The sequence below is a fragment of the Streptomyces lucensis JCM 4490 genome (assembly GCF_014650035.1).
Lineage (GTDB): Bacteria > Actinomycetota > Actinomycetes > Streptomycetales > Streptomycetaceae > Streptomyces > Streptomyces lucensis.
Map to the genome: position 1 here is coordinate 1 of NZ_BMUE01000025.1, position 15192 is coordinate 15192.

14 protein-coding genes and 1 pseudogene are annotated in these 15192 nt (G+C 73.9%); 2 read left to right on the top strand and 13 right to left on the bottom strand.

Going from position 1 to position 15192, the window contains the following annotated elements; translation table 11 throughout:
- Positions 1-155 precede the first annotated feature (155 nt).
- A complete protein-coding gene (locus tag IE177_RS33120) occupies positions 156-578 on the bottom strand; it encodes a hypothetical protein (protein WP_190019179.1) in 423 nt (140 codons plus the stop codon).
- Between the two features lie 198 nt (positions 579-776).
- On the opposite strand from IE177_RS33120, the gene IE177_RS33125 reads away from it, so the two are divergent.
- Entirely contained in the window at positions 777-1109 is a 333-nt protein-coding gene (locus tag IE177_RS33125; protein ID WP_190019180.1) for a DUF3140 domain-containing protein, read from the top strand.
- A 30-nt stretch (positions 1110-1139) separates the two neighbouring features.
- Here IE177_RS33125 and IE177_RS33130 read toward each other — a convergent pair whose 3' ends face one another.
- Complete coding sequence (locus IE177_RS33130; RefSeq protein WP_190019181.1) at positions 1140-1604, bottom strand: hypothetical protein; 465 nt, start codon at positions 1602-1604, stop codon at positions 1140-1142.
- A gap of 165 nt (positions 1605-1769) precedes the next feature.
- Between IE177_RS33130 and IE177_RS33135 the strand changes: the two are divergent.
- Positions 1770-1925, top strand: a pseudogene (locus IE177_RS33135) (LacI family DNA-binding transcriptional regulator); the annotation flags it as partial.
- Between the two features lie 43 nt (positions 1926-1968).
- On the opposite strand, the gene IE177_RS33140 reads toward IE177_RS33135, so the two are convergent.
- The 11 genes from IE177_RS33140 to IE177_RS33190 form a co-directional block, all read right to left on the bottom strand.
- A complete protein-coding gene (locus IE177_RS33140) occupies positions 1969-3432 on the bottom strand; it encodes an ABC1 kinase family protein (protein WP_229816376.1) in 1464 nt (487 codons plus the stop codon).
- Complete coding sequence (locus IE177_RS33145; RefSeq protein ID WP_190019182.1) at positions 3429-5663, bottom strand: anthranilate synthase component I; 2235 nt, start codon at positions 5661-5663, stop codon at positions 3429-3431. The genes IE177_RS33140 and IE177_RS33145 overlap by 4 nt, the downstream gene beginning before the upstream one ends.
- Before the next feature lie 89 nt (positions 5664-5752).
- Positions 5753-6895 (bottom strand): acyl-CoA dehydrogenase family protein, encoded by a 1143-nt coding sequence (locus tag IE177_RS33150; RefSeq protein ID WP_190019183.1) that lies wholly within the window; start codon positions 6893-6895, stop codon positions 5753-5755.
- Positions 6896-6900: 5 nt separating this feature from the next.
- Positions 6901-7416: a PaaI family thioesterase gene (locus IE177_RS33155; RefSeq protein WP_190019184.1), complete on the bottom strand. Its 516-nt coding sequence runs from the start codon at positions 7414-7416 to the stop codon at positions 6901-6903.
- A 203-nt stretch (positions 7417-7619) separates the two neighbouring features.
- A complete protein-coding gene (locus IE177_RS33160) occupies positions 7620-8741 on the bottom strand; it encodes a diiron oxygenase (RefSeq protein WP_190019185.1) in 1122 nt (373 codons plus the stop codon).
- Entirely contained in the window at positions 8738-10255 is a 1518-nt protein-coding gene (locus IE177_RS33165) for a class I adenylate-forming enzyme family protein (RefSeq protein WP_190019186.1), read from the bottom strand. The genes IE177_RS33160 and IE177_RS33165 overlap by 4 nt, the downstream gene beginning before the upstream one ends.
- Position 10256: 1 nt before the next feature.
- Positions 10257-10505 (bottom strand): acyl carrier protein, encoded by a 249-nt coding sequence (locus tag IE177_RS33170; protein ID WP_190019187.1) that lies wholly within the window; start codon positions 10503-10505, stop codon positions 10257-10259.
- Positions 10502-11521 (bottom strand): transglutaminase, encoded by a 1020-nt coding sequence (locus IE177_RS33175; protein WP_190019188.1) that lies wholly within the window; start codon positions 11519-11521, stop codon positions 10502-10504. The genes IE177_RS33170 and IE177_RS33175 overlap by 4 nt, the downstream gene beginning before the upstream one ends.
- On the bottom strand, positions 11518-11775 hold the full coding sequence (locus IE177_RS33180) for an acyl carrier protein (protein WP_190019189.1): 258 nt from the start codon (positions 11773-11775) through the stop codon (positions 11518-11520). Before IE177_RS33180 ends, IE177_RS33175 begins: the two co-directional genes overlap by 4 nt.
- A complete protein-coding gene (locus IE177_RS33185; RefSeq protein ID WP_190019190.1) occupies positions 11772-13445 on the bottom strand; it encodes an AMP-binding protein in 1674 nt (557 codons plus the stop codon). Before IE177_RS33185 ends, IE177_RS33180 begins: the two co-directional genes overlap by 4 nt.
- Before the next feature lie 3 nt (positions 13446-13448).
- Positions 13449-15047 (bottom strand): class I adenylate-forming enzyme family protein, encoded by a 1599-nt coding sequence (locus tag IE177_RS33190; protein WP_190019191.1) that lies wholly within the window; start codon positions 15045-15047, stop codon positions 13449-13451.
- Between the last annotated feature and the right edge of the window lie 145 nt (positions 15048-15192).

Sequence of the window (15192 nt, forward strand, 5' to 3'; positions counted from 1 at the left end):
GCGTCTGATCACCCGCCTCCTGACCCGCCTGCGCGAAGGCATGCTCAGCACGGCCTGATGCCCAGCACGGCCCGAGCACGTCCGCCCGGGACGGGTGACCCGCACACCGCCCGAGCGGACACGGCCCGAGCACGCGCCGCCGGGCCGGACGCCGGTCACTGAGGCGTGCGGCCCGCGGCGCACCGGCACGCCAGCCGGTGCCGCCGCGCCGGCTCCGGGCGGCCGACGAGACCCGCCACCGTGAGGCCGGCCCAGCCCAGAGCCGTGACGACCGCCCCCGCACGGCGGAGCCGCCCGGGCAGCGCGCTGCCGAAGAGGACGGCGTCGCCGACGTCCGAGGCGATGCGCACGGCGGCGGCCGTGGCCAGCGCCGGCCCCTCGGGAGCGACCACCATCGCCAGACCGCTCGCGGCGTCCCGCCACGCCAGCGGGCGCAGCACCGCGGCGGTGTGCGGGGCGACGTCGCCGTCCGGGCCGACCAGCCCGCAGGGCCGGGCGAGCAGCTCCGGCCGGCACGCCGTCGTGACCCCGTACGCGAAGGTCAGCGCCCCGACGGTTCGCAGTAGTCCGGTGTGCACTGTGGACACCTCCACACGTCGAACGGCTGTGGGCGTTCCCACGATGAGTACCCGCGCCGCCGCCTCCCAGGCGTGTGGCCGCGCGCAGGGATGCGCGGCGGTCCGTGGGCCCTCACGCTGGGGGAGCGGTCGCGTTCTTCCGCGACGGCCGATCCGCACGGCGCAGGGCCGTGGCGAGGGCGAGCAGCCGGAGGCGGCGTGGACGACAACGAGCGGAAAGAGACCTGGGACGACTTCCGCGAGCTGGTGAACATGACACCGGCCGACCTGGACAAGTGGCTGGAGACCGACGAGTCCCGCGACGTCGGACAGCACAAGGACGGGGGCGAGTCCACCGGGCACGCGTCCGGCCGCCGGATCACGGAGATCCTCCGGGCCAGGAAGGGCGACCTCTCGGACGACGACTACCGGCACATGCGCAAGGTCGTCGGCTACGTCCGCCGCCATCTGGCCCAGCGGCCGTCGGGAGACGTGCGGGACACCCGCTGGCGGTACTCCCTGATGAACTGGGGCCACGACCCGCTGGCCTGACGGCGCCCCCGGCAGGTCGTTCCGCGGCCGTCACCGGCGTTCGAACGCCGTCAGGGTGCCGTAGGTCGCGAGCCCGTACATCAGATGGGGCACCGCGTCCGACACCCAGTCCGTCGCCGACCAGCCGGCCGGATCGCTGATGCCCAGCCGTGCCATCGGCACGTCGGTCGCCACCATGGCCAGCGCCCCGGTGGCCACTCCGCCCAGCCACACGGGCAGGCGGATGCCGGCCCGGCGCAGCAGGGAGACGGCCACACCGGTGGTGCAGCCGACGGCGATCCCGGACAGCGCGCCCAGCCCGGAGAGCCGGTTGGCCCGGACGTCCTCGTCCCCGGGGACCGGATGCCCGGCGTCCTTGCTGAGCTTGTCCACGGTCCGGGCCGGGACCTCGCTCGACGGTCTGCCCCGCAGGGCCATGTCGGCGTAGGTCACGGCGTTCAGAACGGTCGTCCCGGCGGCGCCCGCCGCGCCACCGCGCACAATGCTTCGCATCATGCCCGGCCGGGTTCCCCCGGGCGGCTCGTCCGAATCGTCCCCGCCGGCGGGGGTGGTGTCGAGGGCCGTGGCGACAGCGCATAACCTCGTACGGGGCCTCCTCCCGCAGGCCGGCCGGACCGGCCCGGACGCCGTCCGCGCCGTCCCGATCCGCGTGGAACCGGCGTGAGCGCACCGGCCGGACGCGTCACCACCAGGGACGTCGCCGCCGCGGCCGGGGTGTCCAAGGGCGCGGTGTCGCTGGCGTTCAACGGCAGGCCGGGGGTCTCCGAGGCGACCCGGGCCCGGATCTTCGCCTGGGGCGCCGCGCAGTGGCTCGGCGTGCGGTCCCCGCTCACGCCGTCCGGCTGAGTACGCGACGCGGTCACCGCGCGGTGGGCTCCCCGGCCACCGCGCCTTCCGCGAAGCCGGGGAGCCACCGGGCCACCTCCGCCCGGAAGGGGACGGTGCACTCCAGCTGGCACAGGACCGCCGTGGCCGCGCCGACCACGCGGTTGACCAGGACGTAGGACGGCGGGAGGTTGAAGCGGCGCAGCAGGCCGCTCTCGCGCAGGTCGATGGCCTGCACGACCTCCTCGCGCAGCCACTCCCGGGTGAACCGGTACGTCTCCCCGGCGGCCGGAGTGGCCAGGGGCAGCAGGAACGAGCCGAGTGCCGCCGGATCCAGGGGCACCCCCGGCGTGACGATGCCCTCGTGCACGAGCACCTCCTCGGCGGCCGCCCAGTCGCCTTCCTGCGCCAGCCGCAGCAGCGTCCCGAGCGCGGACGGCAGGCCGTCGGGCAGGTCCTTCACGGCGCCGAAGTCGATGACGCCGAGACGCCCGTCCTCCAGTACCCGGAAGTTGCCCGGATGCGGGTCGGCGTGCAGCCGCCCCGCCCGGGCGGGGCCGGAGAACAGGAAACGGGCGTAGCGCAGCCCGGCGTGGTCGCGCTCCGCCTGCGTGCCCTCGCGGATGACGGCGGAGAGCGGGGTCCCGTCCAGCCACTGCGTGACCAGCACGCGCTCGGTGCACAGGGCCACGTCCGGCACCAGGATCTCCGCGTCGCCCCGGTAGGCGTCGGCGAAGGCCTGCTGGGCCGCTCCCTCCAGGCGGTAGTCGAGTTCGTCCGCGACCCGTTCGCGCAGTTCCCGCAGCATGGGCTCGACGTCCAGGCCCGGTGTCACGACGGAGAAGAGGCGGATCAGCCGACCGAGTTGGGCGTAGTCGCCGAGCAGCGCCTCGGCCGCTCCCGGGTACTGGATCTTCACCGCCACCTGGCGGCCGTCCGCCCACACGGCCCGGTGCACCTGCCCGATGGAGGCGGCGGCGGCGGGCGTGTCCGAGAACTCCCTGAAGTGCTCGCGCCACTTCGGGCCCAGCTCCCCGGCCAGGACGGCGTGCACCTGCGGTGCCGGGAGTGCGGGCGCGGCCTCCTGGAGCAACGTCAGGGCGGCCCGGTAGGGACCGATGACCTCGGGCGGCAGCGCCGCCTCGAAGACGGACAGCATCTGCCCGAACTTCATCGCTCCGCCCTTGAGTTCGCCCAGCACGCGGAAGAGGTGCAGGCTCGTACGGCGCTGCAGCTCACCGGTGATCAGATCCACGGGCTGGCCCAGCAGCCGGCGGCCGAGCCGCAGCGCGGAGCGGCCCGCGAACCCGAGCGGCAGGGAGGCCAGGCGGGCGTTGCGCACCCAGGGGGAGCGCGGAATGCCGCCGGCCGAGTGGTCGTCGCGGCCGGGGAAGGAGGCCCGCGGCTCCTTCCCCGGCGGCTTCTCGCCCTCGGGCACCCGCTCCGCCTTCCCTTCCGTCCCGCCCGCCCGTTCCCGCTCCTCCTCGCCGGCGGTCACCGCACGCCCCCGGCCGCCGTCGTGGCCGCCACCCGGGTCGCGGCGCCGAGTCCCGTGACGACGTTGGCGATCAGGGCGTGACCCACCCCCTGGGACATGGTCATGATCGACTCGGGGTGGAACTGGACGGCCGCCACGGGCAGGCCGCGGTGTTCGACGCCCATCACCGTGCCGTCGGCCGTACGGGCCGTCACCAGCAGCTCTCCGGGCAGCGTGGCCAGGTCGGCGTGCAGGGAGTGGTAGCGGCCGGCCCGGAACCGGCTGGGCAGGCCGCGGAACACCGTGCCGCCGTCGCCGACCAGCTCGACGGACGACGGCTTGCCGTGCCAGGGCCGGGGAAGGGTGCCGAGTGCACCGCCGAAGTACTCCACGATGCCCTGCAGCCCGAGGCACACGCCGAACACCGGCAGCCCGCGCAGCAGCGCCGCGTCCAGCATGCCGGGCATGCCGTGGTCGGCCGGACGGCCGGGGCCCGGCGACAGCAGCAGCAGGTCCGGCCGCACGGTGTCCAGCAGCTCCGGCGGGAAGCCGGCGCGATAGGTGACGACCTCGGCGCCGGTCTGCCGGACGTAGTCGGCCAGCGTGTGCACGAAGGAGTCCTGGTGGTCGACGATCAGGACCCGCCGGCCTCGGCCCGCGGCCGGCCACGTCCCCGCCGCGCGGGGCCGGCCGGCGCCCGTGCGCGCGCTCCCGGCCCCGTCCGCGTTCTCCACCGCGTCCAGCAGCGCGGACGCCTTCAGCACGGTCTCGTCCTCCTCCGCCTGCGGATCGGAGTCGAAGAGCAGCGTGGCGCCGGCCCGTACGGTGGCGACACCGCTGCGGATCTGGATGGTGCGCAGGGTGAGCGCCGTCTCCAGGCCGCCGTCGAAGCCGATCCGGCCGACCGCGCCGCCGTACCAGCGGCGCGGGCTGCGCTCGTGCTCCTCGACGAAGGCGATGGCGGCGCGCTTCGGCGCCCCGGTGACCGTGACCGCCCACGTGTGCGTCAGGAACGCGTCGAGGGCGTCGCGCTCGGGCAGCAGCCTGCCGCGGACGTGGTCGACGGTGTGGATGAGCCGGGAGTACCGCTCGATCTGCCGGCGGGCCAGCACCTCGACGCTGCCGGGCACGCACACGCGGGCCTTGTCGTTGCGGTCCACGTCCGTGCACATCGTCAGCTCCGACTCCTCCTTCACGGAGCCGAGCAGGGTGCGGATCCGCTCCGCGTCCTCCAGGGGGTCCCGGCCGCGGGCGATGGTGCCGCTGATCGGGCAGGACTCGACCGTCCGGGCGCGCGCGTCGACCCGTACGAACATCTCCGGTGACGCGCCGACCAGATGCTCGCCGTCGGCCAGGTTCATCAGCAGGCCGTACGGCGCCGGATTGCGCTCGCGCAGCCGGCGGAACACCCGCGAGGGCGGCGTGTCGGCACGGCGGTGGAAGCTCTGACCGGGCACGACCTCGAACAGGTCGCCGGCCCGGAAGCGCAGCTTGGCACGGCGGACCAACTCGGCGTACTCGCCCGGCGCGTGGTCCCGCGGGCCGCTGGGCTCGGTGGGCGGTCCGCAGGGCGCCAGGGGCGTGGCCCGGTCCAGGCCCTCGGTGCCGCGTCCGGCGTAGCGGAAGTCGTAGCTGACGAGTTCGGCGGTGCCGCGCCGCCGGTCGATCCGCAGGATGCGGTCCGGGAGGTGCAGCACCATGGTGCGGTCGTGCGGGTCGCGCTCCTGGTGCAGCGGGACGGGGTCGAAGCGCAGCACGAGGTCGTAGCCGAACGACCCGTACAGCCCCCACAGTTCGTCGTCCGGTGCGGCGAACGCGGCCACGAGCGCACGCAGCACGGTGAACGCCGAGGGACGGCGGGTGCGCTCCTCCTCGGACAGGGCGCGGTCCGCGCCGGCCGTGCCGAGGGCCGCCGTGATCGTGCCCGCGGTCTCGTCCCAGCGCGCGCCGTGCGGCGCCAGCGCGGCGGCCAGCGCGGGCAGCAGGACCCGCCCGCGCCCGTTCAGCGCGCGCAGCCGTACGCTCTCGTGGTCGGCGCAGACCTCGACGGGCGGGTCGACGTGGCCGAGGTCGTGCGGCCGGTAGCGGCCGGGCTGGTCGCACCGTCCCGACAGCAGCAGCCCCCTGCGGGTGTCCAGGGCGTCCTCGAGCCGCGTCAGTTCGGCCTCGGCCCGTTCCGGGCCGAGCGGCTCGGTCCGGCGGATCACCTCCAGGCCGATCGGGGTGGTCCACCGGTGTGCAGTTGCCGTCATCGTGAAGTCCTTCTGCGTCGGTACGCCGACAGGTGCGGGGCGAGTCGGGATACGGGCGTGCCGGGGCGCGGGCGGTGCGCCGCTCGCGGTCATACGCCGAGATCGCGGCCGATGATCTCCTTCATGATCTCGTTCGTGCCGCCGTAGATGGGGTGCACGCGGTTGTCGACGAACGCCTTCGCGACCGGCGTCTCGCGCATGAAGCCGTAACCGCCGTGCAGTTGGACGCAGCGGTCGAGCACCCGGCGCTGCACGTCGGTGGCCCACCACTTCGCCTTCGCGGCGGCGACGGCGTCGAGCCGGCCCGCGTTGTGCTCGGCGATCGCCCGGTCGACGTAGGTCCGGGCGACGTCCAGCTCCGTGGCCATCTCGGCGAGTTCGAAGCGGACGTGCTGGAAGGCGCCGATCGGCTGCCCGAAGGCGGTACGGCTCTTGCAGTACGCCAGGGTCTGGGCGAACGCGGTCTCCGCGGCGGCCACGGCATACGCGGCGATGCCGAGGCGTTCCTGCGGCAGGTTGGCCGCGAGGTGCAGGAAGGCCCGGCCGGGCCGGCCGAGAACGTTGGCCGCGGGCACGCGGACGTCGTCGAAGAACAGCTCCGCGGTGTCCTGCGCGGCCATGCCGATCTTCTCCAGCTTGCGGCCCCGGGTGAAGCCGGGCATGTCCCGCTCGACCACGAGCAGGCTCAGCCCCCGGCTGCCCCGGCCGGGCTGGGTGCGGGCCACCACGATCACCAGGTCCGCGTGGATGCCGTTGGTGATGAACGTCTTGGCGCCGTTGAGGACGTAGCAGTCGCCGTCGGGCAGGGCCGTGGTGCGCAGGGCCTGCAGGTCGCTGCCGGCGTCCGGCTCGGTCATCGCGATGGCGGTGATCAGCTCGCCCGAGCAGAAGCCGGGCAGCCAGCGCCGCTTCTGCTCCTCGGTGGCCAGATCGAGGAGGTAGGGGGCGACCACGTCGTTGTGCAGCGCGAAGCCGATGCCGGTCGCGCCCACCCGCATGATCTCCTCGCTGATGATGGCCTGGTAACGGAAGTCGCGCACCCCGGCACCGCCGTACTCCTCCGGCACGTCGATGCCGAGCAGGCCGACCTCGCCGGCGCGGCGCCACACCTCGCGGTCCACGAGTCCGGCGCGCTCCCAGCCGGCGTGGTGCGGCACGATCTCCCGCTCCACGAAGTCCCGCACCATCGCCTGGAAGTCCCGGTGCTCCTGGTCCAGTTCACTGTCGCGCACGCCGGTCACCCCGCCGTCCGGCCGGCCGCGGCCGGCACGGTGCGGTGGATGACCTGCTCCACGGTGGCGGTGCACGCACGGGTGCCGTCCTGGACGAACCGCACCTCGGCGACGGCACGCCGGGTCGAGCAGCTGATCAGCTCCGTCTCGACCCGGACCGGTCCGGGCACCAGCGGGGCGTGGTAGTCGACCGACAGGTTCGCGGTGAGGAAGCCGGAGCCGTCCGGCAGCGCGGACAGCATGACCAGGCCGGCGAAGTGGTCGACCAGGCAGGCGATCCAGCCGCCGAAGACGACGCCGGGGGTGAGGGTCAGCTCCTCCCCGAACGTGGTCTCGCAGGTGACCAGGCCCGGCAGCCAGGAGGTCGCGTGCGGCAGGGCGAGGGTGTGCGCCGCCGGCGGATCGGGCACCGTGCCGTCGGCCAGACCGGCGAGCATCCCCCGGCCACTGGTGTGCGCCCCGGCCGGCGCGAGCCCGCGCAGCCGGGTCGGACGAGCGGGCGGGGGTGTGGTTTCGAGCATGCTGACATCTCCGGCGGTTCGGCGACGGACGGTGAGCGGGGTGCGGGAACTCGGCGGACGTGGCCGGCGATCCGTTCGGGGCACCGGGCGGTACGCCGCGCGGGGCCGGCCGTGTGGCGACCGAGGCGGTGCGGGCGGAGGGGGGGGTGGGGCCGCCGCCGTAGGGGGAGCCGGGGGTTCGCTCCGGGCGGCGGCGGCCCGGCTCACTGGGTGCCGGACGGGGCGGCGGTGCCGCCGAGGTCCATCACCTGCTGGATGTCGCGGCGGCGCAGCTCCATCTCGTGCCGCGTGAGGGCGTCGACGGCGGCCTTGTCGTCGAGCGCGCGCAGCGCCTCCTCGTCCACCTCCTGGAAGCCGAGGACGCCCATCTTGGCCAGCGCCTCCTGCACCCGGGGCCCGAACATGCCGATCTCCTTCAGCCCGGGCACGATCCGCATGAAGACCAGACGCCGGAACTCCCGCTTGGCGGGTGAGCGCCGGGACGCCTTGATCGCCTCCTCGCCGTACCCCAGCGCGTTCCAGATCTCGTCGTCCACGTAACGGTCGCGCAGCGCCCAGCAGCCCTCCACGACGAAGTCCTCGCGCTCCCTCAGCTCCGCCTCGGACAGCTGCGGGTAGTAGGAGCGCAGCAGCAGCCGCCCGAAGGCCACGTGCCGTGCCTCGTCCCGGGCGACGTACGCGCTGAACGCCCGCGCCAGCGGGTCCTTCAGCCGCTCGCGGTGCACCCCGAAGGTGGCCAGGCCCATGTTCTCCACCAGGATGTGGGCCGCGAGGACACCGAAGTCCCAGCGCGGTTCGCGCATCGCCTGCTCGAACATCGCGGAGATCGACGGGGAGAGGCCGTAGCGCAGGCCGATCTTGGTGTGCAGGAAGCGGTTGAAGCCCTCCACGTGCCGGGCCTCGTCCATCATCTGCGTGGCCGCGTACAGCTTGGAGTCCAGGTCCTCCACGGTGAGCAGGATCTTGCCGACCGCGATCAGCGCGGCCTGCTCGGAGTGCAGGAACTGCGAGTACAGCCAGCCGCTGCTGTGCCGGCGCACGATGCGCCGCTCGCTCTCCGGCAGCCGGTCCCACAGCTTGGACCCGGCGATGGAGATGAACTCGTCGGGCAGGCCCAGCGGGTCGTCCGGGTCCACCTCGTGGTCCCAGTCGAGCCGCTCGTCCATGTCCCACTGTCGCTGCTTGCCCTGCTTGTAGAGCCGGACGAGCTTGTCGTTGCGCTGGTCGTAGTCCCACTGGATGACGGCGTTGCCGTTGACCGGCACGGCCCATTCGCCGGCGAGGTCCGTCAGCACCTCGGGACGGGTGTAGTCGGTGGTGGTCATGCGGTCTGCTCCCTGTCGGCGGTGAGCGTCGTGCGGGCGGTCTCGCGCAGGTCGGTGCGCAGTGCCTTGCCCGCCGGATTGCGCGGGATGCGCTCCAGGGGCAGGAAGTGGGTGGGGCGCTTGTAGGGGGCGAGTGCGTCGACGCACAGCTGCAGCAGCTCCGCCTCGTCGAACAGGCCGTCGGCCGCCGGCTGCACGAACGCCACGGGGGTCTGCCCCCACAGCCGGGACGGCAGGGGCACGACGACCACGTCGGCGACGTTCGGCGACTGCCGCAGCACGTGCTCGATCTCCGCCGGGTACACGTTCTGCCCGCCGCGCAGGATCAGGTCGTTGCGGCGGTCCACGACCCAGACCAGGCCGTCGGAGCCGACACATCCCAGGTCGTGCGTGTTGAGCCAGCCGTCGCGCAGCACGGCGGCGGTGGCCTCCGGATTCTTCCAGTAGGCCTGCATCAGGCCGTCGCCGCTGACCTGTATCTCACCGACGGTGCCCGCCGGCACCTCGCGCCCCTCGCCGTCGGTGACGCGCAGCCCGGCGCCCAGCATCGGCACCCCGACGCACACGGCTCCGGGCACCGGCGGTTCGCCCACCGGTGTGCCGGGGCGCAGGGTGAGGACCGGGCCGCCGCCCTCGGTGATGCCGAAGACGGTCTGCAGCTCGACACCGAGCCGTTCCCGCGCCTCGTCCGCGAGGTCCGCGGGCATCGGGGCGGCGCCGTGCAGCAGCAGCCGCAGCCGGGACAGGTCCGTGCCGGCGAGGCTCTTCGTCTCCAGCAGCAGGCGCACCATGGACGGCACCAGGAAGGCGTACTCCACCTCCCAGCGCTCCAGCGCGGCCAGGGCGCCCTGCGGGGTGAACCGGTCCAGCACGCACACCGTGCCGCCGGCCGCCAGGTGGTCCAGGGCGATGACGACGCTGCCGTGGAACAGCGGCCCGGCGTTGAGGAACGCGGTGCCCGGCTCCGGGCGTACGTCGGCGAGCCAGGACAGGGCGTTGACCTGCAGCGAACGCTGGTCGACCACGACGCCCTTGGCCCGCCCGGTGGTCGCCGAGGTGTGCAGGATCAGTACCGGGTCGGCCGTGCCGCCGCCCTGCTCCTCGTCGGACCCGGGTTCCGCGTCGGGCAGTTCGGGCAGCCGGGCGATGTCGGTGACCGGCAGCCCGGGATACAGGTCGGCCAGCCGCGCCGCGAAGGGCGCCTCCGCGACCGCGGCCGACGGCTCCACGGACTCCGTGATCGCCCCGATCTCCGGGTCGGTCAGGGCCGGGTTGACGGGCACCGCGACCAGGCCCGCGGCGGCGCAGGCGAGGTAGGTCTCCAGCACCTCGACCCGGTTGCCGCTGAGCACCAGGACCCGGCTGCCGGGCAGCGTGTCGTGGCGCAGCCGGCAGGCCAGGGCCCTCACCTCACGGTGCAGCGTGCGCCAGCTGACGTCGCGCCGGCCGTCACGCAGGGCGATCGCGTCGGGGTCCCGGTCGAGACCGCGGCGCACCACATGGTTGAGCCACATGTCAGTTCCCCTCCGCCCCGATCAGCACGGCCACGGCGCGCACCGAGGTGAGCCCGAGCAGTTCCTCGTCCCTGAGCGGCCGGCCCAGCTCCTCCTCCAGGCTCAGCGCGATCCGGATCAGTTCGCCCGAGCCGATGCCCGCCCGCGCGAAGTCGTCCTCGTCACCGAGGCGGTCCAGCAGGGCGGGGTGGTCGAGGCTGCCCTTGATCAGGCTGCGTACGGCGTCCGGGGCGCCTGCGACGGCGGTCATGCGGTCCTCCTCGGGCGGGCACCGACGCCGACCATCGCCCAGTAGGGCGCGGGGTCGCCGTCGAAGTACACGAGCGGTTCGGCGCTGTCCGTGCGGCACGGCAGCAGCCGGTTGAAGCGGCTGCCGAAGCAGGCGGCGGCGAACTCGGGCGACTCGGCGACCCCGCGCTCGTCGCCCACGGTCGCCACGAACGCGAACACCGGGTCCAGCGACTTGTGCACGCCGTCCTCGACGACGTCGCACCAGGCGTGGTCGCTGCCGAAGAGGCCGAGCAGGTAGCCGCGCCGTGCGGTCGCCTCCAGACCGGCCGCGCGCAGCCGGTCGGTGAGCAGCCGCGACGCCACCACGCAGTCGGCGACGCCGAGGTCCCAGGCGCGGTGGTGGTCGGCGCGCAGCGGTTCGGGCACCGTCTGGTAGACGACCCGGCGGGAGGCGAGCCCGTCCACCACCTCGGCCCACGCCTCGTGGATGCGCGGGTCGCGCACCGTCTGCTCGGCGCCGGTCAGCCGGATGGCCGCCTGGTAGCCGTTGGTGCGCAGCGGCTCCTCGAACGGGCCGCCGTCGAGCAGCTCGACGCCCGGCGCCGACAGGTCGGGAACCCGGACGGTCACCTCCAGCCGGTCCGCTCCGGCGGCGGGAGCCTCCGCACCCTCGCCGCCGGCGGTCCGGGACGGATGCACGCCGATCTCCCAGTCCCGGGGCTCGAACCAGCTGGCCCGGGACGAGGCCGCGAAGCGCATCAGGAAGCGCAGGCCCAGCTCGGGCACGGTCTGGCCGGTGCCGCAGAACATGCCGACGTTCATCAGGTCGTCGTAGTCGAACAACGGCCCGCGCTCGGCGTCCACCACGTGCGGCAGCCCCTCGTCGGCGAGCCGGGCCACCTGCTCCGGCGCGGCGCGCAGGGCGCGGGCCGCGGTCGCGGTGTCGGTGTCGTAGCGGGCGACGTCCGCCGGCGCGACGCGGAACCGGTCGAGCGCGCCGAGCAGCGCGTGCGCCGCCGCGGTCTCCACGGTCATATGGCGCTGCCCTCCCGTGCCAGCTCGGCCACGAAGTCGGCGAGTTCCCGTACGGTCGCGGACTCGAAGAGGAAGTCGTCGGGGATGACGACGTCGCACTCGTCCTCGATCTCGGTGATGGCGCGCAGCGCCTTGACGGACTCGATGCCCGGCACGGCCGACAGCGGCTTGTCCGGGTCGACGGTCGGCTCGGCGACGCCCGCCTGCGTGGCCAGGGCCCGTACGACGATGTCCAGAGTCGCGGTGACGCTCACGAGTGCTGTCCTTCCGGTGCGGTGATCGGTGCGGTCTTGTGCTGCCGGTACAGGTCGGCCGCGCCGGAGCGCTTGACCTTCCCGGAACTGGTGAACGGCAGGGTCTGCGGGGAGACCGCGAGAGTCTCCACCGCGGTCAGGCCGAGGTGTTCGGCCAGGCGGGTGCGGATGGCCTCGCCGACGGCGCGCGCGGTGTCGCCGGCGAGCTTCGTCTCCCAGATCACGACCATCCGCTCCTCGCCGTCGTCGTCCCAGGCGAAGGCGGCGCAGTGCCGGCGGTCGACGCCGGGCGTGGACTTGACGACCTCCTCGACGTCCTCGGCGTAGTAGTTCTGGCCGCGCACGACGGCCATCGCCTTGAGCCGGCCCATGACGTACAGCTCGCCGTCGCGCAGGAACCCGATGTCACCGGTGCGCAGACGCCCGTCCGGGGTGAACGGCTGCTCGGCGGCGGGCAGTCCCAGATAGCCGCCGGTCACGGGCCTGCCGCCGATCTGCACCTCGCCCACGACGCCCTCCGGCAGCGGGTTGCCCGCGGCGTCGCCGATGCGCACCTCGACGCCCTCGACGGGTGTGCCGCAGGAGACCACGGTCCGGGTGGCCGGCCCCGCCTGGGCGGCCTCCTGGACCCGCTCGCCGACAGACAGGCTGGACCGCTCCACGTCGAGGCTGCGGTACGCCGACCCCGGCGCGCCGGTGCTGACGATCAGCGTGGCCTCGGCCAGCCCGTAGTTGGGCTGGACGACCTGGGGGCGCAGCCCGTGGGGGGCGAAGGTCCGCTGGAACGCCTCGAGACTGGAGCGGCGCACCGGCTCCGAACCGTTGCCGCCGTAGCGCCAGGCCGACAGGTCGAGGCCGTCGGGGACGCCCTTGGCGGCCGCGGCGACGAGGTAGTCGTAGAAGAAGTTCGGGGCCGGCTGGATGGTGGAGCGCGACTCGGCGAACTCGGCGAGCCACTTCAGCGGGCGGCGCACGAAGTCGCCGGGCTGCCACAGGGTGACGGCCGAGCCCATGCGCAGCGCGGCGAGCAGCGTGAACAGGCCCATGTCGTGGAAGAGCGGAAGCCACTCGCCGAGGCGGTCCTCGGGCGTCCACCCGGTGCCGGACTCGATGGCGTCGAGCCCGGCCGAGACGTTGTCGTGGCTGACCACGACGCCCTTGGGCGCCGAGGTGCTGCCGGAGGTGTACTGGATGATCGCGGTGGCCGCGCCGCCGCCCCGCGGCTCGGGCACCGCGGTCCGGGCGGTGGGCGGTTCGGCGATGTCGACGAAGGGCACGTCCGGTACGGCCTCGGCGACCCGCGAGACGATACGCCCGCCGAGACTGCCGTCGACGAGCATCGCGTCCAGCGAGGCGTCCTCGGCGATGCGCCGGACGTGCGCGGCGTAGGCGTCGGCGCCGCCGAAGGCCACCGGCAGCGCGAGCGGCACGGCCGCGGCGTCCAGGCGCAGCGCGGCGAGCAGCCCGCGCACCCACGGTTCGCCGTTGGCCATCAGCAGGCCGATCCGGCGCGGCGCGCGGCCCTCGCACGCGGCCAGCACGGCGCCGGCTGTGCGCTCGGCACGGTCGAACAGGGCGGCGCCGCCGACGGGCTCCTCCGAGCGCGAAGGGGTGTGCAGCAGGGTCTCGTCGCGCAGACCGCGGGCGAGTTCGTACCACAGGTGGGTCATGTCTCACGCCTCCTTGCGGGCGGTGGCGGTGCGCTGGATGCGGCCCGAGAGCTTGCGGCGCAGCACGGAGCGGCGGACCTTGTAGGAGCCGGTGAGCGGCATGGCCTCCCAGTCCCAGAAGCGCACCTCCAGGCCGGGCAGCCCGGCCTCGGCGGCCACGGCCCGGAACCGCTCGGGGTCGGGACGGGTGCCGGGCCGCGGGCAGGCCACGGCGAACACCGAGTCGTCGTCCTCGTCCTTGACCAGGACCAGTTCGACCAGCTCGGGCAGCGCTTCGAGCAGGTGGTCCTCCTTCTCCAGGAGGCTGTCGACGCCGTCGACGTGCTCCACGATGCGGTCGAGCAGCTCCAGCGAGCCGTCGTCCAGCAGGCGCCCGATGTCGCCCATCGGCCACCAGGCGTCCTGGGGCGGCATGGGGGCGCCGCCGATGTAGCCGCGCATACGGCCGGCGGACCGGGTCTCGATGAAGCCGGGCGTGTTCGCGGGCTGCTCGACGCCCTTCTCGTCCACGATCCGGATCTCCATGCCGCCGCCGCTGTGCCCGACGTTGCGCGGCGAGTAGTCCGCGGACTGCTCGCGGGTGACGATGCGCAGGCAGATCGGCCCCGACTCGGTCTGGCCGTACGCCTCGAAGTAGTGGGCGCGCGGGTGCTCCGAGGCGTTCAGCAGCTTGCGCACGGTCCGCGGGTGCATCGCGTCGAACGTGGAGATGAACCGCTCGACGTGCTGCAGCGGGCGGTCCGGGTCGTCCGCCAGGGTCTCCCACTGGATGTAGACGTTCGGGTGCGTCTCCAGCGAGGTCGGACGGTGCTCCAGCATCAGCCGCTTGACGTTGGCCGGGTCCGGGTCGGCGATCGCCAGCGCGGGCATCGCGGTCTCCAGCGAGGCGAGCGTGCCGGCACAGGTGCGGGCGTGCACGAACGACAGGTGCTTGGCGTTGAGGTCCTGCGGGGAGTACTGGTCCCGGAAGATCTGGATCATCGGGGCGACCATGCCGAACAGCGAGCGCGTCGAGTGCGCGGCCATCTTCGGAACGCCGGTGGTGCCGGACGAGTGGGTGATCACGAACCACTCGTCCTCGTCGCGCGGGGCGGCGGTGTGCGCGACGCGCTCCTGCAGCGGGACGACCCAGTCCTCGTCCGTCTCCTCCAGGCACAGCACGTTGCGGGTGAGCAGCCGCAGCGCGTGCCGGTGTTCGGCGAGCCGGGACAGACCGAGGGAGTCCACCAGGAGGAAGGGGCGGTCCAGCCGCGCGAAGCACTCCAGCAGTTCGCCGGTCTCCATGGCGGAGGACAGCAGGGCGGGCAGCGCGCCGATCTTGCCGAGGGCGCACATCACGCCCTCGACCTCGATGTGATTGCGCTGCACCACGGCGACGACGTCCCCGTGGCGGATCCCCCCGGCCCACAGCCGGTCGGCGTAGTCGTCGATGGCCTGCGCGAACTCGGCGAAGGTGCGGACCGGTCCGTCGTAGGTGCGCCACGGCGTGTCGGAGAGGAAGGGCGTGTCGGGGTACTTCTCGGCAGCGACGGTCGGAAGGATCCCGAGCGCGGCCGTCGGCTCGGGTACGACGTCGAGCTTGAGTGCTGATATGTCGGGCATGGTGGTTCCCTCTGCTCGGCCTGGCGATGACGTGTGGGCAGCGCTGACGCGCCCAGGAACGGGCTGCTGTGCGTGGGGGACGGCCGGTGCTCGCTCACCGTGTGCGGGGAGCGTCCGACACCAGACAAGAGGCGGCGTCCGGCCG

Excerpts from the sequence above, each read along its gene's own strand:
- IE177_RS33130 (WP_190019181.1), bottom strand. The coding sequence starts at position 1,604 with ATGATGCGAAGCATTGTGCGCGGTGGCGCGGCGGGCGCCGCCGGGACG.
- IE177_RS33145 (WP_190019182.1), bottom strand. The coding sequence starts at position 5,663 with ATGACGGCAACTGCACACCGGTGGACCACCCCGATCGGCCTGGAGGTG.
- IE177_RS33155 (WP_190019184.1), bottom strand. The coding sequence starts at position 7,416 with ATGCTCGAAACCACACCCCCGCCCGCTCGTCCGACCCGGCTGCGCGGG.
- IE177_RS33175 (WP_190019188.1), bottom strand. The coding sequence starts at position 11,521 with ATGACCGTGGAGACCGCGGCGGCGCACGCGCTGCTCGGCGCGCTCGAC.
- IE177_RS33160 (WP_190019185.1), bottom strand. The coding sequence starts at position 8,741 with ATGACCACCACCGACTACACCCGTCCCGAGGTGCTGACGGACCTCGCC.
- IE177_RS33190 (WP_190019191.1), bottom strand. The coding sequence starts at position 15,047 with ATGCCCGACATATCAGCACTCAAGCTCGACGTCGTACCCGAGCCGACG.
- IE177_RS33185 (WP_190019190.1), bottom strand. The coding sequence starts at position 13,445 with ATGACCCACCTGTGGTACGAACTCGCCCGCGGTCTGCGCGACGAGACC.
- IE177_RS33170 (WP_190019187.1), bottom strand. The coding sequence starts at position 10,505 with ATGACCGCCGTCGCAGGCGCCCCGGACGCCGTACGCAGCCTGATCAAG.
- IE177_RS33165 (WP_190019186.1), bottom strand. The coding sequence starts at position 10,255 with ATGTGGCTCAACCATGTGGTGCGCCGCGGTCTCGACCGGGACCCCGAC.